Annotated in this window: 21 protein-coding genes; 14 read left to right on the top strand and 7 right to left on the bottom strand. The window is 74.7% G+C overall.

Features of this window, described 5'->3' with window-relative positions; all coding sequences use genetic code 11:
- Nucleotides 1–260: 260 nt before the first annotated feature.
- On the top strand, nucleotides 261–1,238 hold the full coding sequence (locus tag WA788_RS12725; RefSeq protein WP_335976386.1) for a lysylphosphatidylglycerol synthase transmembrane domain-containing protein: 978 nt from the start codon (nucleotides 261–263) through the stop codon (nucleotides 1,236–1,238).
- A 63-nt stretch (nucleotides 1,239–1,301) separates the two neighbouring features.
- On the opposite strand, the gene WA788_RS12720 is transcribed toward WA788_RS12725, so the two are convergent.
- Nucleotides 1,302–2,999 carry a bifunctional 3'-5' exonuclease/DNA polymerase gene (locus tag WA788_RS12720; RefSeq protein WP_335976383.1) on the bottom strand — a complete coding sequence of 566 codons (1,698 nt, stop codon included), beginning with the start codon at nucleotides 2,997–2,999 and terminating at the stop codon, nucleotides 1,302–1,304.
- Nucleotides 3,000–3,134: 135 nt separating this feature from the next.
- Complete coding sequence (gene trxA, locus WA788_RS12715; RefSeq protein ID WP_335976382.1) at nucleotides 3,135–3,539, bottom strand: thioredoxin; 405 nt, start codon at nucleotides 3,537–3,539, stop codon at nucleotides 3,135–3,137.
- A gap of 122 nt (nucleotides 3,540–3,661) precedes the next feature.
- Here trxA and WA788_RS12710 point away from each other — a divergent pair, with 122 nt between their 5' ends.
- Entirely contained in the window at nucleotides 3,662–3,916 is a 255-nt protein-coding gene (locus tag WA788_RS12710) for a hypothetical protein (RefSeq protein WP_335976379.1), read from the top strand.
- Between the two features lie 55 nt (nucleotides 3,917–3,971).
- Here the strand turns inward: WA788_RS12710 and WA788_RS12705 are convergent, their stop codons facing one another.
- A complete protein-coding gene (locus tag WA788_RS12705; protein WP_335976377.1) occupies nucleotides 3,972–5,363 on the bottom strand; it encodes a citrate/2-methylcitrate synthase in 1,392 nt (463 codons plus the stop codon).
- Nucleotides 5,364–5,477: 114 nt separating this feature from the next.
- On the opposite strand from WA788_RS12705, the gene WA788_RS12700 reads away from it, so the two are divergent.
- The 4 genes from WA788_RS12700 (at nucleotide 5,478) to pspAB (ending at nucleotide 9,429) form a co-directional block, all read left to right on the top strand.
- A complete protein-coding gene (locus WA788_RS12700; RefSeq protein WP_335976375.1) occupies nucleotides 5,478–6,638 on the top strand; it encodes a citrate synthase/methylcitrate synthase in 1,161 nt (386 codons plus the stop codon).
- 139 nt (nucleotides 6,639–6,777) lie between these two features.
- Nucleotides 6,778–7,731, top strand: a complete 954-nt coding sequence (locus WA788_RS12695; protein ID WP_335976374.1) for a quinone oxidoreductase family protein — start codon at nucleotides 6,778–6,780, stop codon at nucleotides 7,729–7,731.
- A 238-nt stretch (nucleotides 7,732–7,969) separates the two neighbouring features.
- The gene (htpX, locus tag WA788_RS12690) at nucleotides 7,970–8,869 is read left to right on the top strand and encodes a zinc metalloprotease HtpX (protein ID WP_335976372.1); all 900 of its coding nucleotides are present in this window, start codon (nucleotides 7,970–7,972) and stop codon (nucleotides 8,867–8,869) included.
- Nucleotides 8,869–9,429, top strand: a complete 561-nt coding sequence (pspAB, locus tag WA788_RS12685; RefSeq protein ID WP_335976369.1) for a PspA-associated protein PspAB — start codon at nucleotides 8,869–8,871, stop codon at nucleotides 9,427–9,429. The genes htpX and pspAB overlap by 1 nt, the downstream gene beginning before the upstream one ends.
- Before the next feature lies 1 nt (nucleotide 9,430).
- Here pspAB and WA788_RS12680 read toward each other — a convergent pair whose 3' ends face one another.
- Complete coding sequence (locus tag WA788_RS12680; RefSeq protein WP_335976367.1) at nucleotides 9,431–10,972, bottom strand: APC family permease; 1,542 nt, start codon at nucleotides 10,970–10,972, stop codon at nucleotides 9,431–9,433.
- A 162-nt stretch (nucleotides 10,973–11,134) separates the two neighbouring features.
- Entirely contained in the window at nucleotides 11,135–12,091 is a 957-nt protein-coding gene (locus WA788_RS12675) for a hypothetical protein (RefSeq protein ID WP_335976365.1), read from the bottom strand.
- A gap of 263 nt (nucleotides 12,092–12,354) precedes the next feature.
- Between WA788_RS12675 and WA788_RS12670 the strand changes: the two genes are divergently transcribed.
- The 5 genes from WA788_RS12670 to WA788_RS12650 all read left to right on the top strand — a co-directional run bounded on the left by WA788_RS12670 (nucleotide 12,355) and on the right by WA788_RS12650 (nucleotide 20,358).
- On the top strand, nucleotides 12,355–13,875 hold the full coding sequence (locus WA788_RS12670; RefSeq protein WP_335976363.1) for a hypothetical protein: 1,521 nt from the start codon (nucleotides 12,355–12,357) through the stop codon (nucleotides 13,873–13,875).
- A 147-nt stretch (nucleotides 13,876–14,022) separates the two neighbouring features.
- The gene (locus tag WA788_RS12665; RefSeq protein WP_335976361.1) at nucleotides 14,023–15,186 is read left to right on the top strand and encodes a CaiB/BaiF CoA transferase family protein; all 1,164 of its coding nucleotides are present in this window, start codon (nucleotides 14,023–14,025) and stop codon (nucleotides 15,184–15,186) included.
- Between the two features lie 111 nt (nucleotides 15,187–15,297).
- A complete protein-coding gene (locus tag WA788_RS12660; protein WP_335976358.1) occupies nucleotides 15,298–16,512 on the top strand; it encodes an acetyl-CoA C-acetyltransferase in 1,215 nt (404 codons plus the stop codon).
- A gap of 85 nt (nucleotides 16,513–16,597) precedes the next feature.
- On the top strand, nucleotides 16,598–18,784 hold the full coding sequence (locus WA788_RS12655) for a 3-hydroxyacyl-CoA dehydrogenase NAD-binding domain-containing protein (protein WP_335976356.1): 2,187 nt from the start codon (nucleotides 16,598–16,600) through the stop codon (nucleotides 18,782–18,784).
- A gap of 158 nt (nucleotides 18,785–18,942) precedes the next feature.
- Nucleotides 18,943–20,358 (top strand): M1 family metallopeptidase, encoded by a 1,416-nt coding sequence (locus WA788_RS12650; protein WP_335976353.1) that lies wholly within the window; start codon nucleotides 18,943–18,945, stop codon nucleotides 20,356–20,358.
- Nucleotides 20,359–20,392: 34 nt separating this feature from the next.
- On the opposite strand, the gene WA788_RS12645 is transcribed toward WA788_RS12650, so the two are convergent.
- Complete coding sequence (locus WA788_RS12645) at nucleotides 20,393–20,869, bottom strand: macro domain-containing protein (RefSeq protein ID WP_335976351.1); 477 nt, start codon at nucleotides 20,867–20,869, stop codon at nucleotides 20,393–20,395.
- Nucleotides 20,870–20,916: 47 nt separating this feature from the next.
- Nucleotides 20,917–22,008: a fatty acid desaturase family protein gene (locus WA788_RS12640; RefSeq protein WP_335976348.1), complete on the bottom strand. Its 1,092-nt coding sequence runs from the start codon at nucleotides 22,006–22,008 to the stop codon at nucleotides 20,917–20,919.
- A 291-nt stretch (nucleotides 22,009–22,299) separates the two neighbouring features.
- On the opposite strand from WA788_RS12640, the gene WA788_RS12635 reads away from it, so the two are divergent.
- The 3 genes from WA788_RS12635 (at nucleotide 22,300) to WA788_RS12625 (ending at nucleotide 25,700) form a co-directional block, all read left to right on the top strand.
- On the top strand, nucleotides 22,300–24,717 hold the full coding sequence (locus tag WA788_RS12635) for a Tex family protein (RefSeq protein WP_335976913.1): 2,418 nt from the start codon (nucleotides 22,300–22,302) through the stop codon (nucleotides 24,715–24,717).
- 193 nt (nucleotides 24,718–24,910) lie between these two features.
- On the top strand, nucleotides 24,911–25,093 hold the full coding sequence (locus WA788_RS12630; protein ID WP_328472075.1) for a hypothetical protein: 183 nt from the start codon (nucleotides 24,911–24,913) through the stop codon (nucleotides 25,091–25,093).
- A gap of 61 nt (nucleotides 25,094–25,154) precedes the next feature.
- The gene (locus tag WA788_RS12625) at nucleotides 25,155–25,700 is read left to right on the top strand and encodes an MOSC domain-containing protein (protein WP_335976343.1); all 546 of its coding nucleotides are present in this window, start codon (nucleotides 25,155–25,157) and stop codon (nucleotides 25,698–25,700) included.
- Nucleotide 25,701 lies beyond the last annotated feature (1 nt).

The following is a 25,701-nucleotide window of genomic DNA, read 5'->3' as shown; positions in this document are numbered from 1 at the left end:
GCCCGGTCGCGCTGAGGGAAGAGCCGCCGGTCCGCGTCACCTCGCGGACCGGCGGCCGCAACTGCTCCCGCCTACCGGGCCTTCTCGGCTCCGCCGCCTGGCCGGCCCCCCTTGCGGGGGAAGGCGTACCTGTGCGCGCGAAATCCCCCGGTCGACTGATGTTCCCCAGCGCTTTGACCCAAGTGGCCCTGGGCGGGTAGGAGAGCGGCTCCACCAGGTCCTAGCCTGGAGGAGCCGTCCCCACGCGCCGAGGAGCCGCCGTGTCCGTCGCACGCACCGATGGAGCCCTTTGGCAGCGCGCCTCCGTGCGGTCCACGGCGATGGCCCTGCCGCTCGCCGCCGTCGCGGTCCTGCTGGTCAGCAAGTGGACGGTCATCAACTCCGGTGCGGGGCGGCTGGGTTCGGCCGACGGCGAGTGGCTCTCGGTCGCCTGCCTGGCCGCGGTCATGACCTGGGTGTTCTCCGCCGTCGCACTCCAGGGCGCCGTGGTGCGCGCGGTCCCGCCCGGGCGGCTGCTGGCCGCGCAGTTCGCCGCCTCGGCCGCCAACCACGTGCTGCCGGCGGGCGTCGGCGGCAACGCGGTGAACCTGCGCTTCCTGGTCCGGCGCGGCATGACCCCCACCGCCGCGCTCGCCGCCCTCGCGGTGCGCGCGGCCGCGGCCGTCGCCGGGCGGATCGCGCTGCTGCTGGTGGCGCTGCTGGTCTTCCCCGACGCCCTGCACATCCGCCGGGTGGTCGCCGGGCGGCCCGCGCTGCCGGACCACCCGCTGCTGCTGGCCGTCGGCGGTACCGCCGCGGTCGTCGGGATCGTGCTGCTGCTGCGCTACGCCCGCCGGCTGGGCGCCCGGCTGCGCGGCTTCCTCACCTCGGTCGTCCAGGACGTGCGGGCGGTGCACCGCGACCCGTCCCGGGCCGCCGCCCTGTGGGGCGGGTCGCTCTGCTTCCCGCTGATGCACGGCGCGGTGGTCGTCGCGGTGATCCGCGCGGTGCACGCGCCCGTGCCGGTCAGCGGCGCCCTGGTGGCGTACCTGTGCGCGAGCACCGCCGCGGGCTGGCTGCCGACCCCGGCCGGAATCGGCTCGCTCGACGCCGCGCTGGCGCTGGCCCTGGTCACCGCGGGCGCCTCCGGGGTCGCCGCGACCTCCGCCGTCCTCGGCTACCGCCTGCTCACCACGTGGCTGCCGCTGGTCCCCGGCGCCGTGGTCCTCGCGGTGCTGGTCCGCCGCGGCGAGCTGTGAGGTCCGCGGTCCGGGGCTGATTGCCTGGGGCCCGGGGTCCGGTGCGCGCGGCGGCAGGCGGCGTTACTTCGCGTCCGCGTAGCACTCGACGGCGTGCGTCTCCAGCGGGAAGGGCACCGGGGTGGCACCGAAGACGAGGCGGCGGGCCTCCTCGCCGGCCTCGGTGACGGCCGCTTCGACGGCGGGGGCCAGCGCGGCGGGCACATGGACGACGACCTCGTCGTGCTGGAAGAGCACCAGCCGCGGCTGCGGGCCGATCACGGCCAGCCGCCTGCGCAGTGCCGCGAGCATCGCCAGCGCCCAGTCCGAAGCGCTGGCCTGGATCACGAAGTTGCGGGTGAAGCGTCCCCAGGAGCGGGCCGCCCGCAGGTTCGGCGAGGAACTGTCCCCCGGGTCCTCGGCCGCCCCCGGCTCCGCACCGTCGGCGTCGAGGAACCGGCCCGCCGACGGGGTGGGCGAGGTGCGGCCGAGCCGGGAGCGTACGACACCGCCCGCCTCACCGGTGCGGGCCGCCGCCTCCACCAGGGCGAGCGCGGTCGGGAAGCGGCGCCGCATGACCGCCAGCAACTGCCCGGCCTCCCCGCTGGTCTGCCCGTACATCGCCGCGAGCAGCGCGATCTTCGCGCGCGGCCGGTCGCCGGCGAACGCGTCCAGCGCGAGCGCCGCGTACAGGTCGCCGCCGGACGCGGCCCTGGCCAGCCCGGGGTCACCGGACAGCGCGGCCAGCACCCGCGGTTCGAGCTGGCCGGCGTCGGCCACCACCAGCCGGTGCCCGGGATCGGCGACCACCGCGCCGCGCAGCAGCCGCGGGATCTGCAACGCCCCGCCGCCGCGCGTCGCCCACCGCCCCGACACCACCCCGCCGACCACGTACTCCGGCCGGAACCGGCCGCCGCGCACCCACGCCTCGCGCCACGCCCAGCCGTGTGCGGCATGGATACGGGACAGCTCCTTGTACCGCAGCAGGAGTGCGGCGGCGGGGTGTTCGACCTCGCGCAGTTCGTGCGAGCGGGTGGTGCGCAGCGGCACCCCGAGCCGGGCGAAGGCGGGCAGCACCTGCGCGGGGGAGTCGGGGTTGACCGGGCGGCCCAGCGCCTGCTGGATGCGCCGGGTGAGGTCGCCCAGGACGGCGGGGCGGGCGCCGCCGGCCGGGCGGGCGCCGAGCAGGCCGGTGAGCAGTTCGTCGTGCACGGCCGCGCTCCACGGCAGACCGTCGCGACCCATCTCCACCGCGGCCAGCGCACCGGCGGACTCCGCGGCGCACAGCAGCAGGGTACGGTCCGGGTGCCCGCTCCCGGCGATACGGCGCCGCTGGTCGGCGTAGACCGCGATCAGCGCGGCCAACGGGTCGGTGTCCGGCGGCAGATGGTGCCGGTCGGCCGCGAAGAGCACCGGCTGGTCGTCGGCGCCGGGCTCCGGCGCGTCCGCCGGCTCGGGCAGGTCGTGCAGCCGGGCCCAGGCCGCGCCGAGGGAGCGCGGCCGCGCGTGCCACCCGGCCATGCCCAGCAGCAGGGACTCCACGAGTTTCACGTCATGGCAGCGGCCCGGCCGCACCGCGGCGCGCTCCAGCAGCCATGGATAGATCTCGTCGGTGGCCGCCCACACCCAGCGCGGCCGCTCGGCCGCCTCCCGCCGCGCCACGGCCGCGGCCAGGTCGGGCACGGCCTGCACCGGCCCCGCCGCACCCCCGTCCGCCGCGAGCGCGCACCACCGACCGCCGGACCCCACCGGGTCCGCGACGACGGCCACCACACTCTCCACACCCCGACCTTAGGTCCGACCACTGACAGTGCCCTGTCCCGGGGCCTTCGCGCAGGTCACCCCGCCCGGACGGCGCGTCGGCCGCCGGGCGGGGCGGGGGAAAGGGCAGGGCCGGGGAAAGGAGGAGTGCGGGGCTCAGGCGGAGGCGCCGCCGGCCGCCTCGCCCCCGGGCGCGCCGCCGGCCTGGGACTCGGCGACCGCCTTGCGCACCTCGGCCATGTCCAGCGCGCGGGCCTGCGCGATGACGTCCTCCAGCGCGGGCTCGGGCAGTGCGCCCGGCTGCGCGAAGACCGCGACCTTGTCCCGCACGATCATCAGCGTCGGGATCGACTGGATCTGGAAGGCGGCCGCCAGCTCCGGCTGCGCCTCGGTGTCGACCTTCGCGAAGACCAGATCGCCGTGCTTGTCCGACGCCTTGTCGTAGACGGGCGCGAACATCCGGCACGGCCCGCACCAGGCGGCCCAGAAGTCGATGAGGACGAAGTCGTTGGCGGACACGACCTCGTCGAAGTTCTCCTTGGTCAGCTCCACAGTGCTCATGACTGTCGCAACGGCCGTGGCCCGCCGGAAATTCCGGCCCCGCGCGGCGCGGCCGTCACTCGTTCGTGTGCCGCGTCGGCCGCCGCAGTGGCTGTACCCGACTCGTCCTCGTTGATCGGCGTATGGCAGCAACGAAGTGGGTTCGCCAGGATCTGACGGTCAGCGGCACCGCCGCGACCCCGGCCGCGGGGACGCCGGCGGCCTGGCGGACGGGGAGCGCGCCCGGCCCTGGCGTAACGGTTCTGCAGGCGCCGGACGCGCCGCTGTTCTCGGCCCTGGTCGCCCAGTGGCAGTCCGCCGGGCGCATGGTGCCCGGCCAGATCGACGCCGAGTGGGCCGAGCTGGTCGGGCGCGTCCCCCGGCTGACCGGCGTGTGAGCCCGGGCGGGGCGGGGCAGGTCGGGCGCGTCCTGGCCGTGCCGTTCGGCGCCGGTCAGCGCGGGTCGGGCCGGGGGAGCGGGCGGCCGGGGCGCGGACCGGCGTAGGCGCCGCTCAGCCGCATCCGCAGCGGCGGCTCCGCGTACTCCTCCAGGGCGTGGGCGATCCAGCCCGCGGTCCGGGCGACCGCGAAGACCGTCTCGCCCGCCTGCGGCGGCATCCCGTGGGACACGGAGAGCACGCCGAGCGCCAGGTCGACGTTCGCGTGCAGGTCGCGGTGGCGGGCGGCGGCGGTGGCGACCACGTCGCGGGCCGCGCCGAGCGCGTCCGCGGCGGCCGGCACCTGGTCCAGCAGCGCGAACAGGGCGAGGGCACGCGGGTCCTCGCCCCGGTAGAGCCGGTGCCCCAGGCCCGGGACGCGCTGCCCGGCCCGCAGGTACTCCGCGACGACCGGCCCGGCGCCGCCCTGCACCGCGACCTCGGCGAGCATGCGGTGGGCCAGCGCGCTGGCCTGCCCGTGCAGCGGCCCGTCCAGGGCGCCGAGCCCGGCCGAGACGACGGCGTAGGGGTGCGCGCGGGCGGAGGCCGCGACCCTGGCCGCGAGCGTGGACGCGGCCAGGTCGTGGTCGATGAGCAGCGACAGCGCCGTGTCCAGGACGCGCAGCGCCGCCGCGTCTGCCGGGGCGGCGGTCAGCTTCGGCCACAGCCGGTGCGCCAGCGGGCCGCCGCCGGGGTCGGCGCGGCCGACCGGCGGCAGCGCGTCCACCAGCGTGGCGATCAGGCTGCGCGCGGTGCCCAGGACCGCGGGCTCGGACAGGTCGAAGCGCAGCGGGTCCGCGCTCGCCGCCGCCGCGACGGCGACCCGCAGCCGGTCCATCGGGCCGCTCCCGGCCGGCAGCGCGCCTGCCGTCGTCCGGGCGGCGGCCAGCGGCGCGGGGGCGGCGGTGAAGCGGGTGCCGGGCCGCAGCGCGCCCGTCCACAGCCATTCCGCGATCTCCTCGTAGGCGTACTCCCCGGCGAGTTCGACCGCGTCGACGCCCCGGAAGAAGTACCGCTCCGAGCCGATCAGGGTGATGCCGGTGCGCAGCCGGCCCCAGCCCTCGGTGGTACCGCCGCCCGGCGCCGCGCCCGGTTCCCGCACCGCGGGCGGCGCGGCTGCCGCCGGGTCGGGCTGGGCCGCCGGGCGCCCCCGCCGGGCGAGCGCGGCGACCTGCGCGGGGTCGAAGGTGCTGCCCCGGCCGCCCTGCGCGCGGCGGCTGTCCAGCAGTCCGCGGGAGACGTACGCGTACAGCGTCTCCGGCTTCACCCCGAGCCGCCGGGCCGCCTCCCGGGTGCTGATCCGCGCCGGGGGCTGCGGTCCGGCCGGTTCGCCGCTGCCGTCGGTGCCCCTGCTGCCGTCGGCGCGCGCGTCCTGCGGCTCCGGCTGCCCTTCCTGCTCCCTCGTCATGGGCCCCACCGTATCTGTACATCTGTACTGGACGGGTCTTCATATTGATTGAATCAATGTTGACACGCTTGAATCAATCATGGACAGTCGCGTACATACCCAAGGAGGAACACCATGCCGACCACCGAGCCCAGCGCCCCGATCGACGTACCCCGCGGTCTCAAGGGCGTCGTCGTCACCGAGACATCCATCGGCGACGTACGCGGGGCCGAGGGCTTCTACCACTACCGCGAGTACTCCGCGGTGGAGCTGGCGCGCACCCGCACGTTCGAGGAGGTCTGGCACCTGATGTGCCACGGCGTGCTCCCCGACGCGGCGCAGCTGGCCGCCTTCCGGGCCCGTACGGCCGAGCTGCGGCACCTGCCGGCCGACGTCGTGGACGCGCTGCCCGCCATCGCCCGCTCCACCGCGCTGTCCGGGCCGCTCGCGGGCCTGCGCACCGCACTGTCGCTGGCGGGCGCGTCCGCCGGGTTCCGGCCGCTGTACGACATCGACCCCGAGCAGCGGAAGGCCGACGCGCTGGCCGCCTGCGCCGCCGTACCCACGCTGGTGACCGCGCTGCACCGGCTGGGGCAGGGCCTGGCGCCCGTAGAGCCGCGCGACGACCTGCCCTACGCGGCCAACTACCTCTACATGCTGACCGGGCGCGAGCCGGAGCCGGCCCGGGCGCGGGCGGTGGAGAGCTACCTGATCTCCACCGTCGACCACGGCTTCAACGCGTCCACGTTCACTGCGCGCGTCATCGCCTCCACCGGCGCCGACCTGGCCGCCTGCCTCGTCGGCGCCCTGGGCGCACTGTCCGGCCCGCTGCACGGCGGCGCCCCCAGCCGCGCCCTGGACACCCTGGACGCGATCGGCACCCCGGACCGGATCGACGCCTGGCTGCGCGAACGGGTCCTCGCGGGCGACCGCATCATGGGCTTCGGGCACCCCGTGTACACCACCGAGGACCCGCGCTCCCGGATGCTCAAGTCCATCGCGCGCGGCTTCGGCGGGGAACTGGTCGACTTCGCCCTGGAGGTGGAGGAGCGGGCCGAGGCGATACTCGCCGAGCTGAAACCCGGCCGCGAGCTGCACATCAACGTCGAGTTCTACGCCGGTGTGGTCATGGAGCTGTGCGGGCTGCCCCGGGAGATGTTCACCCCGACCTTCGCCGCGGCCCGGATGGTCGGCTGGAGCGCCAACGTGCTGGAGCAGGCCGAGGACAGCAAGATCATCCGACCCCTGGCCCGCTACGTCGGCCCGCCGCCGGCCCGCCCGGTGCCCGCCGCATGACCCGCGGGCCCCACCGCGGCTGCGGGACCTGACCGGGTCGGGCGGAGTCGCGTGCGCCGCATACTGACCAGTCGGTAGTCTTTGCGGGCGAGCTCCCCGCCACCCGGCGGGGACCGCCCCACCCGGAGGAGTGGCGACCGTGCGCGCGATCCAGATCACCGAGTTCGGCGGCCCGGAGGTACTGCACCTCACCGAACTGCCCGAGCCCGTACCGCAGCCCGGCCAGATCCTGATCGACGTCGACTCCGCGGGCGTCAACTACGCCGACACCCACACCGTCGAGAACAGCTACCTGGCCGCCTCCTCGCTGCCCATGGTCCCCGGCGCCGAGGTCGTCGGCCGCACCGCCGACGGCCGCCGCGTCGTCTCCCTCACCGACAACGGCGGCTACGCGGAAAAGGCACTGGCGGCCGAGCACCTGGCCCACGACCTGCCCGACGGCGTCAGCGACGGCCAGGCCCTGGCCCTGGTGGTCCAGGGCGTCACCGCGTGGCACCTGCTGCGCACCTGCGCGCGGCTGGCCGAGGGCGAGAGCGTCGTGGTCCACGCGGCGGCCGGCGGCACCGGGTCGCTGGCGGTGCAGCTCGCCAAGGAGTTCGGCGCCGGCCGGGTGATCGCCACCGCCTCCACCGAGGAGAAGCGGGCCCTCGCCCTGGAGCTCGGCGCCGACGCCGCCATCGACGGCGCGCCCGAGGGCCTGACCGAGCGCCTGGTCGAGGCGAACGGCGGCCGCAAGGTCGACGCCGTCCTGGAGATGACCGGCGGCCCGGTCTTCGACGCCTCGCTCTCCGCCCTCGCCCCCTTCGGCCGCCTGGTCACCTACGGCATGGCCTCCCGCATCCCGCCCACCCCCGTCGAGCCCGCCCGCCTGATGGGCCGCTCGCGCGCGGTCATCGGCTTCTGGCTCGCCCACTGCCTCGGCCGCCCCGGTATGTACCACGAGCCGCTGGACGAGCTGCTCGCCATGACCGCCGGCGGCCGGCTGCGCCCCCTGATCGGCGCGGTGCACCCGCTGGCCGACGCCGCCCGCGCCCACGAGGACCTGCGGGCCCGCCGCACCACCGGCAAGCTCGTCCTGGACGTGCGCGCCTGACCCGCGGGGTACGAGGGGCTTCGCGCACCGCGGGCTGTGGGCTGTGGACTGTGGACCGGATTGCGGACTGGACTGTGGGCGACTCCACCCGAATGCCGCAGCGCCCGCGGAACCGGACGGGACGTCCGGAACGTTGCACCGTTGGGCAGGTAGCCGTCGGGCACACCTGTCCAGCACCCTAGGGAGCACGCGGGCCGCAGGCTTGCGACCCGCGCCCCCGCACCACTCGGGAGGGGCCATGCCACGTAACCGCTTCGCCCCCGACCGGGGACTGACGACCCGCATGGTCGTCACGATGTTCCTGATCGGACTGCTCTACGTCGTCTTCGTCGGCGTGCTGCTCGCCCTGCTGCACGGCGCCTGGCCGATGATCCTGATCATCGCGGGCGGGCTCTTCGTCGCGCAGTTCTGGTTCAGCGACAAGATCGCCGCCTTCAGCATGGGCGCCCGCGAGGTCACCCCCGAGCAGGCCCCCGAACTGCACGGCGTCGTCGACCGCATCTGCGCCCTCGGCGACATGCCCAAGCCCAAGGTCGCCATCGCCGACTCCGACGTGCCCAACGCGTTCGCCACCGGCCGCAACCAGCGGAACACGATGGTCTGCGCCACCACCGGCCTGCTGCGCCGCCTGGAGCCCGAGGAACTGGAAGGCGTCATCGCGCACGAGATGTCGCACGTCGCGCACAAGGACGTCGCCGTCATGACGATCGCGTCCTTCCTCGGCGTGCTCGCCGGCGTGATGACCCGCATCGCGCTGTTCGGCGGCTTCCGGCGCAGCCGCGACCCGGGCAGCAACGCACTGATCGTCCTGATCCCGCTGGTCAGCGCCGTCGTCTACGCGATCAGCTTCCTGCTCACCCGGATGCTGTCGCGCTACCGCGAGCTGTCCGCCGACCGCAGCGCCGCGCTGCTCACCGGCCGCCCCTCGGCGCTGGCCTCCGCGCTCACCAAGGTCAGCGGGCAGATCGCCGCCATCCCCACCGAGGACCTGCGCCGCTCCCAGCCGTTCAACGCGTTCTTCTTCGCCCCCGCGCTGAGCGCCGGCGCCACCGCCTCCAAGCTGCTGTCCACCCACCCCACCCTGGAGCGGCGGCTGGAGCAGCTCGCCCAGATCACCCGTGAACTGGACCGCCGCTGATGGGACTGCTCGATGTGCTGCTCGGCCGCAGCAAGCCGGTCCGCCCCGACCTCGACCAGCTCTTCGGCCTGACCTCCGCCGCGATCACCCTCCAGGCGGCGAGCGACCTGCGCCCGACCGGCATGGGCGCGGTGTGCTTCGCCGCGGTCGAGGGCGGTGCGTTCGCCGAGACCCAGCAGGACCTGCTCGCCCTGCTGCCCTCGGTGGAGACCAGCCAGGACAGCTACGGCTACACCTGGCTGCTGTCCCGCCACCGCCCCGAGGAGACCACCGACCTGGTCACCGACCTGCACGCCATCAACTCCGCGCTCGAACAGCAGGGCTTCGGCCCCCAGCTGCTGTGCTCCCTGGTCAGCTTCAAGGACGCCGCCGGCCACCTGCTGGCCCTGGTGTACCTCTACAAGCGGGGCAGCTTCTACCCCTTCTGCCCGCTGCCCGGCGAGAAGCGGGACAACGCACTGGAGCTCCAGGTCAAGGCGCTGGTCGCCAACGACCTGCGGCTGGAGGAGGACCTGTCGCGCTGGTTCCCGGTCTGGGGAGCGCCGGGCCTCACCGGCTGAGCTACTGCGCCGGGCCGGCCGCCGCGGCCGCCTTCTCCAGCTGGAACGCCTCGTTGCCCTGGCCGATCCTGGCGTGCACCTCGGGGCGCCGGCTCCGCAGCACCGCGCCGTGCACCAGGCCGATCGCGGCGGCCAGCGCGATGATGCCCGGCAGTATCCAGCGCAGCCCGTGGCCCGGGTCGGCGCCCAGCAGCACCGCGAAGTCCTTCACCGAGTACCCGAAGATGACCAGCAGCCCGATCGCGGCCAGGCCCGAGGTCACCAGCCGCCAGCCCTGCACCGCCGCCGCGCCGCGCTTGACGAAGAAGACGATCACCGCGACCGCGGCCATGGCCATCAGCAGCACCACACCGAGCGCGCCCACGTTGCCCGCCCAGGTGAACAGCCGCAGCACCGGTGCCGTCGGGTCCGGCCCCTGCGGGCCGAACGAGCCGTGGTCGGTCACCGCGAAGACCGCCACCACCACCAGCGCCACCAGCGACTGGAGGAAGGACCCGGCCGCCGGGGCGCCGCTGGCCTTCGACGTCCGGCCCACGGCCGCCGGCAGCAGGCCGTCGCGCCCCATCGCGAAGGCGTAGCGCGCCACCACGTTGTGGAAGCTCAGCATGGAGGCGAAGATCCCGGTGATGAAGAAGACGTTCAGGGTGTCGGTGAACGCGCCTCCCAGCCGGCTCTGGTTGAGCGCGAAGACCAGGTTCGCCGACTGCTCCCGCGACTGCCCGACCACGTGCGCCGGTCCGGTGGCCACCGTGATCGCCCACGAGCTGAACGCGAAGAAGACCGTCGCGAAGCCGATCGCCAGGAACATCACCTTCGACACCACGCGGTGCGGCTCGCTGGTCTCCTCCGCGTAGACCGGCGCCTGCTCGAAGCCGACGAACCCGGCGATCACGAAGCACAGCGCGGTGCCCAGCCCCGCGCCGCTGAGCGTGCCGGGGTCGAAGGCGTGCAGCGAGACCCCCTGCGGCCCCGGGTCGCCGAGGAAGCTGATGTCGAAGACCACCGTGAGCAGGGTCTCCACCAGCAGCAGCACGCCCAGCGTCCTGGCGTTCAGGTCGATCTTCAGCGCGCCGAACACCGCGGTGACCGCCACCCCGCACAGCGCGGGAATCCACCAGGCCACCTGGTGGTGCCAGTGCTGGAAGACCTGCCCGGATATCTCGAAGCCGAAGATCCCGTAGGTGCCGATCTGCATGATGCTGTACGCGAACAGCGCGACATAGGACGCGCCCGCGCCCATGGTGCCGCCCAGGCCGCGGGAGATGTAGGCGTACAGGGCGCCCGCGTTGTGCACATGGCGGCTCATCTCCGCGTAGCCGAAGCTGAACAGCGCCAGCACCACGCCGACGATGACGAAGAGCAGCGGCACCCCGACGATGCCCATGGTGCCGAAGGTGGTCGGGATGACACCGGCCACCACCATCAGGGGGGCCGTCGCGGCCAGCACCGACAGCAGCAGGGCGGGCGCGCCGATCCGGCCCGCCCGCAGCGCGCGCTGCTCACCCTTGAACGTGTTGATCTCGTGCGGACTGCCCGTCAACATGCCTTCGGTTCCTTCCGGTACACGGTGGGAGGTGCGGATGGAGCACGGTCTGCCGGGGGAGTGCGGGTGGTGCTGGGCGGTACGTGGAGGTGCGGGGTGGTGCGGGCGGTGGCGCGCGGGCGGGTGGGGCGACTTCCGGCCGATCCGGTCAGTCCGTCCCGGTCACGACGGTCCAAAACCGAGGGCGTAGTTGCGTGCGGCGAGGAACGCCTTCTTGGGGTCGCGGTCCGGGTACGACCAGGGCACGCGGGTGGCGGCGGTGCCGATCCGGCTGAACAGCGAGGCGGCCTCCACGGTGTCGCCGACGTGGAACTTGCCGTACGCCACGTAGTTCAGGTCGACCGGAAGCCGCGGGTAGGGTGCCCCGTTCCACCCCAGCCACCAGTCGAAGCCGGTCCGGACGCTGTTGCGGGCCCGCGCGGTGGTCCAGTACGGCAGGCCGTCGGGCTCGGGCGGCAGCGTACCGGCCGCGGCCAGCACGCGGTACCGCTCCACCAGGGCGACCAGCGGCAGCGCGACCAACGGTGAGGCGGGACCCGCCTCACCGGCCGCCCAGTCGGCGAACTCGTACACCTCGTGGAACGGGTCGTCGCCCTCGGTCTTCTGACGTTCCGCCAGGCACCGCGTCATCAGATAATGTGCGTGGTGGTGGCCGCGGTGCCGGCCGCGTACCTGGTCGAAGGCGCGCACCTGCTCGTCGTCGCTGCCGGTGTGCCGGGCCAGGACCAGCAGGAGCAGCCAGGGTGTCGGGTCGGCCGCCGCCATCCGCGCCACCAGCAGGCACTTCTCCCGCGCTTCCTCCGGCTTCTGCTTGCCGGCGATGGCCCGGAAGACCGCCGCGGCGGCGGCCAGCGCCGCGGCGTCCGCGCTCTCCGGCTCGGCGAGCCGCCACTCCTCCGCCCACGCGGCGGCCGACTTGCCCTCGCCGAGCACCACCAGGCGGTGGCCGCGGCAGTCCCAGTCGTCACCGGTGCCGGCCAGCAGGGTGCGGACCACGGTCCACCGCCCCTGATTGAGGGCGGCCCGCGCGGCGACGAGCTGCTGGTCGCCGAACGCGGGGTCGAAGGACATGCCGTCCTTGCCGCGGGAGAAGCGGAAGGGTGGGGGCGGTGGGGTCATCCGCGGGCAGCCCTCCACGGCGCACGTTACGTCCAGTGATCGCGAACAGCCAATCGGTATGCAACAGTTCAGGACAAGGGCGCACCTGTTGTCTTCGTGTAGTCCCGTATCGTTGCCGGAGTTTGGGAGCCGGACCGCGGCACAAGGCGCTGGGCCACCGGTCGCCCAACAGGTGCGGAACACGGCATAGTTGACATTCGAAAACCTGCTCACCGGGCGGCTGCCGCACGGCGAACCGGGTGAGTCCAGTGGGGACCAGGTGAATGGACGAAAGTAACGTGGCACGAGAGGGCACGCCCGCCGCGTCCACGCATCCACTCGCCTACGTGCGCCGCCGGCACGGCTGGAGCTACCAGGACCTCGCGCGGGTGATCGCCGACCACGCGCGGGCGCTCGGCGTCCCGATGGCCGCGCGGCGCGAGAAGGTGTGGCGCTGGGAGCACTGGGGCGTCGTGCCCGAGGCGGACAGCCAGCGCGCCCTCGCCCGCGCGCTCGGCGTCGCCCCGCGCGAGCTGGAGCTCCACCCGTGGCCCCAGTGGCTGCCCGCCCACACGGGGATGCCTGACGGCCTGTCATGGGACGCGGACGGCTCCCGCGCCGCCCTGGAGGCGCTCCTCGACGGCGCCGACGACTCCAGCGGCTGCGCGGTCGCCCAGGGCCACGCGCTGAGGAACGCGATCGCCGAGTGGGACAGCGCCCTCGCGGCGCCGCGGGAGCCGGCGGCCGTGCCGTCACCGCCGGAAAGCGTGGTGGGCACCACTCTGCGGGGCCCTGGAGGCGCCGGTGCGCGGGCCGCCGGCCGCGCGGCCGTGCGCTCGGCCGACCCGGCCCGCGGCGGCCGCCCGGTGGTGCCGCGCCCCGTGCCGGGCGCCGTCCGGCGCACCCGGGTGCCCGAGCAGGCGGGGGCGCCGGGCGCCGTGGACAGCGGCGTGCTGGAGTGGCTGGAGGCCGGTGTGCTCGGGCTGCGGCGGCTGGACGACCGGCTCGGCGGCTCGGCCGTACGGCACCGGGTCGAGGCCGATCTGCGGCTGGTGCGCGGGCTGCTGGCGCGCCGCTCGCACAGCGCCGCCATCGAACGGCGCCTGCTGCGGACCGCCGCGGACCTCGCCCAGCTCGGCGGGCTGGCCGCCACCGACGGCGGCCGCTACGGCGCCGCCCAGCGCCACCACCTGACCGGGCTGCGGCTCGCCCACGCCGCGGGGGACCGGCCGCTCGCCGTCGCCCTGTGGGGCGGCATCGCCCTCCAGGCGGTGCTCACCGAACGGCCGCAGGACGCCGTCGCGGCGGCCGAGGCGGCGGTCCGGGCCGCGGGCGGCACCCCCTCGGCGGTACGCGCGCTGGCCGCGATCAGGCTGGCCCGCGCCCATGCCGCGCTCGGCGCCGAGGGCGCCTTCCGGCGGGCCGCCGCCGAGGCCGAACGCCGGCTGGCCGCAGCGGAGGACGAGGCCGGGGCCGACCGGGCCGCCGCGGCCGCGCCGCCGTGGCTCTACTGGCTGGACGGGCCCGAACTCGCCGCCCAGCAGGGCCTGGCGCTGCTCGACCTCGAACTGCCCTACGAGGCCCGCCCGCTGCTCGAACAGGCGCTGGCGATGCAGAACCCCTGCTTCGTCCGCAACCGCGCGCTGTACTCGGCGCGCACCGCCCACGCCCGCGCGCTGACCGGCGACCATGACGCCGCGCGCGCCCTGGCCCGTGACGCGGCGCGGCTGTCCCGGCACTGCGCCACCGCGGCCCTCACCCAGGCGCTCGACCTGGTCGCCCCCCTGCTCACCAGCCCGCGCTGAGCCGGCCGCCCGCCTGCCGTCGCGCTCCGGTGCTGCTCACCGCCCGCGCCGCGGCCCGACCGGGCCTCGGTCCGGCCGTGGCGACGCGCTGAGCGAGCGCTCAGTCAGCCCTTGCCAAAACTGGAACACGTTCCTACCATCGCGGAAGTGACAGCAGAATCGCCGAACCCGGCCGCCGGTCCCGCACCCGGCCCGCTGGCAGGCGTGCGCGTCCTCGAACTCGCGGGCATCGGGCCCGGACCGTTCGCCGCCATGCTCCTCGCCGACCTGGGCGCCGACGTCGTCCGCGTCGACCGCCCCGGCGGCCAGGGCCTGGGCATCGACCCGGCCCTCGACGTCACCAACCGCAACAAGCGCTCCGTCCTGGTCGACCTCAAGGCCGAGGGCGGCCCGGCCGCCGTACTGGACCTCGCCGCCCGGGCCGACATCCTCATCGAGGGCTACCGCCCGGGCGTCGCCGAGCGGCTGGGCGTCGGCCCGCAGCCCTGCCTGGCCCGCAACCCCCGCCTGGTCTACGGCCGGATGACCGGCTGGGGCCAGGACGGACCGCTCGCCCCGACCGCCGGCCACGACATCTCCTACGTCGCGGTGACCGGGGCCCTGCACATGACCGGCGAGCCCGACCGGCCGCCCGCCCCCGCGGCCAACGTCCTGGGCGACTACGCGGGCGGCTCCCTCTACCTCGTCACCGGGGTGCTCGCCGCGCTCCACCACGCCCGCGCCCACGGCCGCGGCCAGGTGGTCGACGCCGCCATCGTGGACGGCACCGCGCACCTGACCGCCATGCTCCACGGCATGCGCGCCGCCGGCGCCTGGCAGGACCGCCGCGGCTCCAACCTCCTCGACGGCAGCGCCCCGTTCTACGGCGTGTACGCCACCTCTGACGGCGGCCACATGGCCGTCGGCGCCCTGGAACAGCGCTTCTACGACCAGTTCGCGGCCCTGCTCGGCCTGCCCGCCGCCACCGCCGCCCTGCGCGACGACCCCGCCCGGTGGCCCGAGCTGCGCGCGGCCGTGGCCGCCTCGTTCGGCACCCGCACCCGCGAGGAGTGGACCGCCGTCTTCCACGGCACCGACGCCTGCACGGCCCCCGTACTGCCGCTCGGCGAGGCCGCGGAGCACCCGCACCTCGCCGCCCGCGGCACCCTGACCACATATGAAGGCGTGGTCCAGCCCGCCCCCGCGCCCCGCTTCTCGGCGACACCCGGGACGCTGCGCCGCCCTCCCGCGCTGCCCGGCGCGCACACCGCGGAGGTGGCCCGCGACTGGGGCGTCCCCGCGCCGGCCCGCGCCGACGACCCGCCCGGCTGACCCGCACCCGCCGCCGTACAGACCCCCCGTACCAGGCCCGCCACAGGGCCCCCGCACCCGCATTGCCCACCCGCACCGCCCACCCGCGAACCCTCAACGAAAGGCACGACGTTGAGCACCGACGCCTACGTCTACGATGCCGTACGCACCCCGCGCGGGCGCGGAAAGGCCAACGGCTCCCTGCACGGCACCAAGCCGATCGACCTCGTCGTCGGCCTCATCCACGAACTGCGCCGCCGCTTCCCGAACCTCGACCCGGCCGCGATCGACGACATCGTGCTCGGCGTGGTCAGCCCGATCGGCGACCAGGGCTCCGACATCGCGCGCATCGCCGCCATTGCCGCGGGCCTGCCCGACACCGTCGCGGGCGTCCAGGAGAACCGGTTCTGCGCCTCCGGCCTCGAAGCGGTCAACCTCGCCGCGGCGAAGGTCCGTTCCGGCTGGGAGGACCTGGTGCTGGCCGGCGGCGTGGAGTCGATGTCCCGCGTCGCGATGGGCTCCGACGGCGGCGCCTGGGCCATGGACCCGATGACGTCCATGGAGACCGGCTTCGTGCCCCAGGGCATCGGCGCCGACCTGATCGCCACCATCGGCGGCTGGAGCCGGCACGACGTCGACACGTACGCCTCGCTGTCGCAGGAGCGGGCCGCGCAGGCGTGGAAGGAGGGCCGCTTCGACCGCTCCGTCGTCCCGGTCGTGGACCGCGCCGGGCTGACCGTCCTGGACCGCGACGAGCACATGCGCCCGGGCACCACCCCCGAGTCGCTGGCCGCCCTCAAGCCGTCCTTCGCCATGATCGGCGACGCCGGCGGCTTCGACGCGGTCGCGCTCCAGAAGTACCACTGGGTGGAGCGGATCGACCACGTCCACCACGCCGGCAACTCCTCGGGCATCGTGGACGGCGCGGCGCTGGTCGCCATCGGCAACCGCGAGGTCGGCGAGCGCTACGGCCTCACCCCGCGCGCACGGATCGTCTCCGCGGCCGTCTCCGGCTCCGAGCCGACCATCATGCTCACCGGACCCGCCCCCGCCTCCCGCAAGGCGCTGGCCAAGGCCGGGCTGAGCGTCGACGACATCGACCTGATCGAGATGAACGAGGCGTTCGCGGCCGTCGTGCTGCGCTTCGCCGCGGACCTCGGCGTCAGCATCGACAAGGTCAACGTCAACGGCGGCGCGATCGCGCTCGGCCACCCCCTGGGCGCGACCGGCGCGATGATCCTGGGCACCCTCATCGACGAACTGGAGCGCCGCGACCAGCGCTACGGCCTCGCCACCTTGTGCGTGGGCGGCGGCATGGGCGTCGCCACCGTCGTCGAACGCCTCTGACCGGGCCGCCCCCGCCCGGTCCCTGCCCAGTCCCGCCTCGCCCCCACCTCGCCGGACCAACCGGACCAACGGAGCTTCGAAGACCATGAGCGAGTCCACCACCATCCGCTGGGAGCAGGACGCCGACGGCGTCGTCACCCTCGTCCTCGACGACCCCGCGCAGTCCGCGAACACCATGAACGCGGCCTTCGCGGACTCCCTGGACGCCACCCTCGACCGCCTGGAAGCCGAACTCGACGGCATCCGCGGTGTGATCATCACCTCCGCCAAGAAGACGTTCTTCGCCGGCGGCGACCTGCGCGACCTGATCCGCGCCACCCCTGAGACCGCCGAGCAGGTCTTCACCGGCTCGCTGCGCATCAAGCGCCGCCTGCGCCGCCTGGAGACCCTCGGCAAGCCCGTCGTCGCGGCGATCAACGGCGCCGCGCTCGGCGGCGGCTACGAGATCGCGCTCGCCTGCCACCACCGCGTCGCCCTGGACGCGCCCGGCAGCAAGATCGGCTGCCCCGAGGTCACCCTCGGGCTGCTGCCCGGCGGCGGAGGCGTGGTGCGCACCGTGCGCCTGCTCGGCATCGCCGACGCCCTGCTCAAGGTGCTGCTCCAGGGCCGCCAGTACGCCCCGCAGCGCGCCCTGGAAGCCGGCCTGGTGCACGAGGTGGCCACCGACCCCGACGACCTCCTGGCCCGGGCCCGCGCCTTCATCGACGCCCACCCCGAGGCCCGGCAGCCCTGGGACGAGCCCGGCTACAAGATCCCCGGCGGCACCCCGAAGAGCCCCGCCTTCGCCGCGAACCTGCCCGCCTTCCCCGCGAACCTCACCAAGCAGCTGGCCGGCGCCCCCTACCCGGCGCCGCGCGCCATCATGGCGGCCGCCGTCGAGAGCTCCCAGGTGGACATCGACACCGCGTTCACCATCGAGGCCCGCTACTTCACCGAACTGGCCTGCGGACCGGTCTCGAAGAACATGATCCAGGCGTTCTTCTTCGACATGCAGGCCGTCAACTCCGGCGCCAGCCGTCCCGAGGGCGTGCCCGCCCGCCAGGTCGCCAGGGTCGCGGTCCTCGGCGCCGGCATGATGGGCGCGGGCATCGCGTACTCCTGCGCGCGCGCCGGGATCGACGTCGTGCTGAAGGACGTCACCGAGGAGGCCGCCGAGCGCGGCAAGGCGTACTCCGCGGGGCTGCTGGACAAGGCGCTCGCCAAGGGCCGCACCACGCCCGGCAAGCGCGAGGCGCTGCTCGCCCGGATCACGCCGACCGCGGACCCGGCCGACCTCGCCGGCTGTGACGCCGTCATCGAGGCGGTCTTCGAGGACGCCGCCTTGAAGCACAAGGTGTTCCAGGAGATCCAGGACGTGGTCGCGCCGGACGCGCTGCTGTGCTCCAACACCTCCACCCTGCCGATCACCGCCCTCGCCGAAGGGGTGCGCCGGCCGGACGACTTCGTCGGGCTGCACTTCTTCTCGCCGGTCGACAAGATGCCGCTGGTCGAGATCATCCGCGGCGAGCGGACCGGCGACGAGGCGCTGGCCCGCGCCTTCGACCTGGTGCGGCAGATCCGCAAGACGCCGATCGTCGTCAACGACTCGCGCGGCTTCTTCACCTCCCGGGTGATCGGCCAGTTCATCAACGAAGGCGTCGCCATGGTCGGCGAGGGCGTCCCGGCCGCCTCCGTCGAGCAGGCCGCCGCGCAGGCCGGCTACCCGGCGAAGGTGCTGTCCCTGGTCGACGAGCTGACGCTGACGCTGCCGCGCAAGATCCGCGCCGAGACGCGCGCGGCCGTCGAGGCGGCCGGCGGCACCTGGCGGGCCCACCCGGCCGAGCAGGTGATCGACCGCATGGTCGACGAGTTCGGCCGCACCGGCCGCTCCGGCGGCGCGGGCTTCTACGACTACGAGGACGGCCGCCGGACGCGGCTGTGGCCGGGCCTGGCCGAGCACTTCGGCAAGGCGGCGGACGAGCCCCCCGCGGTGGCCGGGTCGCCGCTGCGCGACATGCAGGAGCGGATGCTCTTCGCGGAGTCCCTGGACACCGTGCGGCTGCTGGAGGAGGGCGTCCTGACCTCCGTCGCCGACGCCAACATCGGCTCGGTGCTGGGCATCGGCTTCCCGGCGTGGACCGGTGGCGTGCTCCAGTACATCAACGGGTACGAAGGCGGCGTCGCCGGCTTCACCGCCCGCGCGCGGGAGCTGGCCGCCGCGTACGGGGAGCGCTTCGAGCCGCCGGCGCTGCTGGTGCGGAAGGCGGAGAGCGGGGAGCGGTTCACGGACTGACCCGGCGGCGGGGCGGGGCGGGCCGCGGCGCTCGCGGTAAGGGCCGGTCGCCTGGCGCACGGGTCTTACGCGGTGCCGCCCCGGGCGGCTGGGGGGCGCGCCGCTCCTGGCCGCCGCTCCGGGCGCGCGCCGGCCGGCCACCTCGTACGCTGGCCGGCGTGCGCCTACGCCTGCCGCCGCGCGCGGTCCCGCTGCTGCTCGCGGGCTGCCTGCTCGCCTGCGGCGTGTCCTGCACCGGCACCAGCGACCCCTCCGCCACCGGCGCCCCCGGTGTCGGCGACCGGCTCTTCCCCGACGCGGGCAACGGCGGCTACGACGTCGGCCATTACACCCTCGACCTGGACTACGACCCCGCGTCCGGGCAACTGCGCGGCACCGCCGTCCTCACCGCCACCGCCGACCGGCAGCTGGACCGCTTCGACCTCGACCTGGCCGGGCTCACCGTCCGGCGCGTCACCGTCGACGGCGCGACGGCCCGCACCAGCCGGAAGGGCGACGAACTGCGGGTCAGCCCCGCGCACCCGCTGCGGCCCGGCGCCCGTTTCACCACGACCGTCGCCTACCAGGGGATGCCCCGGCTGCTGACCGACCCGGACGGCTCGCACGAGGGTTGGTTCCGCACCGACGACGGCGCCCTCGCCCTCGGCGAACCGGTCGGCTCCATGGCCTGGTTCCCCGGCAACGACCACCCGTCCGACAAGGCCGCCTACGACATCACCGCCACCGTCCCGCGCGGCCTCACCGCCGTGTCCGACGGCGAACTGGTCGCCACCCGCCCGGTCGCCGACGACCGCACCTCCTACCACTGGCGCAGCACCGCACCGATGGCCACCTACCTGGCGACCGTCGCCATCGGGCACTTCGACGTCACCCGTTCGACGACACCGGACAAACTGCCCCTGTACGTCGCGGTCGACCCGCGCTCCGACGACGCCGCGACCGCCGCGGCGCTGGCCCGCATCCCCGAGATCCTGCACTGGGAGCAGGGCCTGTTCGGGCCCTACCCCTTCGCCTCGGCGGGCGCCATCGTGGACCACCTGGCGCGCGGGCGGGTCGGCTACGCGCTGGAGACGCAGAACCGCCCGGTCTTCCCCGGCGACAGCCCGCCGCCCGCGGTCGACACGACCACGCTCGTGCACGAACTGTCGCACCAGTGGTTCGGCGACTCCGTCACCCCCGCCGCCTGGCAGGACATGTGGCTCAACGAGGGCTTCGCCACCTTCACCGAGTGGCTGTGGAAGCAGCACGAGGGCGGCCCGTCCCTCGACGCGAGCGCCGCCTCCGCCTTCGCCTCCGACGCCGACTGGGCCTTCCCGCCCGCCTCCCCGCCCCACGCGGCGGCCGTCTCCGCCGCGCCCGTCTACGGCCGCGGCGCCCTGGTGCTGTACGAACTGCGCCGCGCCCTGGGCGCCCCCGCCTTCGACCGGCTGCTGAAGCAGTGGCCGGTCGCGCACCGCCACGGCAACGCGTCCACCGCCGACTTCACCGCCTTCTGCGCCCGGTTCACCTCCCGCGACCTGCGGCCGCTCTTCGCCACCTGGCTGTACGGCACGGCCAGGCCCGCCCGCCTGTGAACCCGCGGCCCCCGAGCGGACCCGGGCCCGTACCTCACTCGTGGTCGTAGACCGTGACGTCCACCCCGTGCTCCACCAGCCGCGCGGTGACGAGTGGTTCGACGCGCTCCCACCTGCCCCCGGCCAGGCCGCACCCGACACGCGGCATGTGCACCGACGCGCCCAGCTCCAGGGCGCGGCCGCCCAGGGCGGCCAGCGCGCTGTCGATCGCCTCGTAACGCACCGGCACGCCCTTGCTGCCGGTGCGTATGCCGCGCTGTCCCACCATGTTGGCCACCCAGGTCCAGCGATCGACCCGGACGAGCTGGAGGGCGCCCAGCCCGAAGTCGTTGCGCGCCCGGTCGCGGTGCCAGCGCCGGTAGGCCGCCTCCGGTTCCGGCCAGCGGCGCGAGAGCGCCACCACGAACCCCTTGCCCCAGCCGCCGATGTCGTTGCAGACGTGCGCGATCACCTTGACGCCCTTGCCCCGAGGTGCGGTGGCGTCTCCCCGCACATACGTGATCTCCCCCATGCCCTTCACGCTAGCCGCCACCACTGACAGCGGGACCGGGCGCCGGTTCAGCGCAGCGGCTCGCCGACCGCGTGCATGTGGCCGAGCGCCTGCCGGTAGGACGCGACCAGCCCCGTCTCGGTGTACGGGATGCCCAGGCGGGCGCAGTGCGCGCGGACCAGCGGCTGGGCCAGCCGCAGGTGCGGGCGCGGCATGCTCGGCACCAAGTGGTGTTCCACCTGGTAGTTGAGACCGCCCAGGAGGAAGTCGACGACCGGGTTGCCGCGCACGTTGCGCGAGGTGAGCACCTGGCGGCGCAGGTGCCCCCAGCGCGATCCCTCCTCGGGCATCGCCATCCCCTTGTGGTTGGGCGCGAACGCGCACCCCAGGTGCACCCCGAACAGCGCGTGGTGCAGCGCCGCGAACGCCACGGCCTGCGCCGGCGGCAGCGCGGTCAGCAGCAGCGCCGCGTACCCCGCCGTGTGGGCCGCCAGCAGCCCGCCCTCCACCAGCCGCTCCCGGCGCGGGAGGCGCCGCAGGTCCTGGAAGCTGGCGACCTTCAGCGCCAGCCCTTCGAGCAGCAGCATCGGGAAGAACAGCCACGCCTGGTACTTCGTCAGGAAGCGGGCGAAGCCGCGCCGTTCGACCGCCTGCGCCCGCGTCCACACCAGGGCGCCCACCTCGACATCGGGGTCCTTGCCGACGTGGTTGGGGTTGGCGTGGTGCTTGTTGTGCTTGTCGGACCACCAGGCGGCGCCCATCCCCAGTAGCAGGTTCCCGTGCAGCAGCGCGATCGCGCGGTTCGCCCGCCGCCCGGCCGCGATCTGCTGGTGCCCCGCGTCGTGCCCGACGAAGCCGGAACGGGCCGACAGCACCGCCGCGGGCAGCGCCAGCGCCAGCACCCGCCAGGACCCGGTGCCGCCGACGAGGAAGACCGCCGCCCACACCGCGGCGAACAGCAGCAGGTTCACCGTCATCGACACCGCGTAGTGCCCGCGCCTGCGCCGGAGCAGCCCGGCGTCCTTGATCTGCCGCAGCAGCGGCGCGAACTCGCTGCCCGCGGCCTGTTCCGGGGCCGTCGGACCGCCCTGCGGTACAGGACGCGGGACCGCGGGCACGACGGGCGGCGCGGCGGTCAGCGTGCGGCTTTCGGGCGGCATGGACGCTCCTCGGGGCAGGCTCCCGCACCGCGTTGCCGCAGACGGGGAGTCGGGGTGGTGAGCGACCGCGACGGCCGCACCCCCGACGCTAGGAACCGCCGCCGCCCGCAACCATGGCGCCATCACCCGGCTTCCGCCGGGCGGGCCCCACGCCCCACCGGGGGATAACCCCACCCCGGCGCCGCCGCGCCCCGCGGGCGTTCGGGTGCTCCTGGCGCCCTTGGTGCGGCCGACTCCGTCCGGCACCGCCTGGCGTCTACGATGCAAGACACACGCGGGGCGGCGCGCGGGATGCGCCGCCCGGCAGGCGAGCTTAGGAGCGAGATCATCAGCGGCAACGTGTCGGTGGAAGCCAGGATCGCCGAGGAGCTTGGCGTACGCGAAGGACAGGTCCGGTCGGCGGTCGACCTGCTGGACGGCGGTGCGACGGTGCCGTTCATCGCCCGCTACCGCAAGGAGGCGACCGGCACCCTGGACGACGCCCAGCTGCGCACCCTGGAGGAGCGGCTGCGCTACCTGCGGGAGTTGGACGAGCGGCGCACGGCCGTCCTGGAGTCCATCGACGCGCAGGGCAAGCTCGACGACGCGCTGCGCGCCCAGATCATGGCCGCGGACTCCAAGGCGCGCCTGGAGGACATCTACCTGCCCTACAAGCCCAAGCGCCGTACCAAGGCGCAGATCGCCCGCGAAGCCGGCCTCGAACCGCTCGCCGACGCCCTGCTCTCCGACCCGGGCCTGGACCCGCAGGCCGAGGCGGCCGGATACGTCGACGCGGACAAGGGTGTCGAGGACGCGGCAGCCGCCCTCGAAGGCGCCCGCGCGGTGCTGACCGAGCGCTTCTCCGAGGACGCCGACCTCGTCGGCGAACTGCGCACCCGGATGTGGAACCGCGGTCGGCTGATCGCCAAGGTGCGCGACGGCAAGGAGGAGTCGGGCGCGAAGTTCGCCGACTACTTCGACTTCGGCGAGCCCTTCACCAAGCTGCCCTCCCACCGGGTGCTCGCCATGCTGCGCGGCGAGAAGGAGGAGGTCCTCGACCTCACCCTGGAACCCGAGGAGCCCGGCGACGGCCCGACCAGTTTCGAGCGGCGCATCGCCCAGCAGTTCGGGATCGCCGACCGGGGCCGGCCCGCCGACCAGTGGCTCGGCGAGACCGTCCGGTGGGCCTGGCGCACCCGCTTCCTGGTCCGCCTGGGCATCGACCTGCGCGTCCAGCTGCGGCAGGAGGCCGAGGACGAGGCCGTCCGCGTCTTCGCCGCCAACCTGCGCGACCTGCTGCTCGCCGCCCCCGCCGGCACCCGCGCCACCATGGGCCTGGACCCGGGCCTGCGCACCGGCGTCAAGGTCGCCGTGGTCGACGGCACCGGCAAGGTCGTGGCCACCGACACGATCTACCCGCACGCCCCCCGCAACCGCTGGGACGACTCCCTGGCCGCCTTGGCGCGGCTCGCCGCCGCCCACCGCGTGGACCTGATCGCGATCGGCAACGGCACCGCCTCCCGCGAGACGGACAAGCTCGCCGCCGACCTGATCAAGGCGCACCCGGAGCTGAAGCTCACCAAGGCGGTCGTCTCCGAGGCGGGTGCGTCGGTGTACTCCGCGTCGGCGTACGCCTCCGCCGAACTGCCCGAGCTGGACGTGTCGCTGCGCGGCGCGGTGTCCATCGCGCGCCGCCTGCAGGACCCGCTCGCCGAGCTGGTCAAGATCGACCCGCGCTCCATCGGCGTCGGGCAGTACCAGCACGACCTGTCCGAGGTGAAGCTGTCGCGCTCCCTGGACGCGGTCGTCGAGGACTGCGTCAACGGCGTCGGGGTGGACGTGAACACCGCGTCGGTGCCGCTGCTGCGGCGGGTGTCGGGCATCACCGAGGGGCTGGCCGGCAACATCGTGGCGCACCGCGACGCCAACGGGCCGTTCCGCACCCGCAAGGACCTCAAGGGCGTCGCCAGGCTCGGCCCGAAGGCGTACGAGCAGTGCGCGGGCTTCCTGCGCATCCAGGGCGGCGAGGACCCGCTCGACGCCTCCAGCGTGCACCCGGAGGCGTACCCGGTGGTACGCCGGATCAGTGCGAGCGCGCAGACCGACATCCCGGCGCTGATCGGCAACGGCGCGGTGCTGCGCGGCCTGCGCCCGCAGGACTTCGTCGACGACTCGTTCGGCCTGCCGACCGTCACGGACATCCTCGCCGAGCTGGAGAAGCCCGGCCGGGACCCGCGTCCCGCCTTCAAGACCGCGACCTTCAAGGAGGGCGTGGAGGAGATGAAGGACCTGCGGCCGGGGATGCTGCTGGAGGGCGTGGTCACCAATGTGGCGGCCTTCGGCGCGTTCGTGGACGTCGGTGTCCACCAGGACGGCCTGGTGCACGTCTCCGCGCTGTCCGACTCCTATGTGTCCGACCCGCGGGACGTCGTCAAGCCCGGCGACATCGTGCGCGTGAAGGTGCTGGATGTCGACCTGCCGCGCAAGCGGATCTCGCTGACGCTGCGGCTCCAGGACGAGGCGCGGCCGCGCGGGGGCGACCGGCAGGGCGGGGAGCGGCAGGGCGGCGACCGGCGCGGCGGACCGCCGCGGCAGGGCGGCCGCGGCGGCAACGGAGGAAAGGGCGGCGGCCAGGGCAACGGCGGCCGGCGGGGCGGCTCCGGCCAGCCCGCTCCGAGCGGTGCGATGGCCGACGCGCTGCGCCGCGCGGGCCTGACCGGCGGCAAGTAAGGCCCGGGCTCCAAGGCGCGCGCTCCTTACCGCTCCCCGGGCCGCCCCGACGGCCCCGCGATGTCTTGCCCGGTTTTTACCCGCTGGGTCTTGCGCCGCGGGGCCTCGGGAACCGCGGCGGCTCGCGGCGCGTTCCACTGGACAGGTACGGTGAGGACGCGGCGCGGGCCGCCGTGAGACGGAGGCGGGGACCATGACGAATCGCACGAAGGTCGCCATCGGTGGCGTGGTGGTCGGGCTGATCCTGCTCGCCTGGATTCCCTGGTGGGTGTTCTTCCTGGTCGTGATCGGCGTGCCGGCGGTCGCCTACTTCACGCTCGACTCCTCCCAGCGCCGCCGGCTGCGCCGCGTGAGCCGGCGGCAAATCGGTCGCTGAGCCCGGGCTCCCCCGATAGGGTGAAGCGTCGGGTCAGGGAATCCGATCGAGGGGACACCCCATGCTCAGCGCTTCTGTCCTGGCAGTCAGCCGAGACGCGAAGCACCGGTTCAGCAAGGCCAACCAGCACAGCATCCGGCTGCTGGCCGGACTCGGCGTCGAGGGCGACGCGCACCTGGGCGCCACCGTCCAGCACCGCTCCCGCGTCGCCCGGGACCCCAGCCAGCCGAACCTGCGGCAGGTCCACCTGATCCACGCCGAACTCTTCGACGAACTGCGTGCGGCCGGGTACGACGTGGCGCCCGGCGACCTCGGCGAGAACATCACGACCAGCGGTCTGGCCCTGCTCGACCTGCCCACCGGCACCCGGCTGCGCCTCGGCCCGGCCGCGGTCGTCGAGGTGACCGGCCTGCGCAACCCCTGCCTGCAGATCGACGCCTTCCGCAGCGGCCTGCTCAAGGAGGTCGTCGGGCGGGACGAGACGGGCGCGGTCGTCCGCAAGGGCGGCGTCATGAGCGTCGTGGTCGTCGGCGGCGTCGTACGGCCCGGGGACGCGATCGCCGTCGAACTGCCTGACCCGCCGCACCGCCCACTGGAAAGGGTCTGAA

It is taken from the genome of Streptomyces sp. CA2R106, assembly GCF_037034245.1.
GTDB lineage: Bacteria > Actinomycetota > Actinomycetes > Streptomycetales > Streptomycetaceae > Actinacidiphila.
This window is presented reverse-complemented; position numbering and strand designations above follow the sequence as displayed.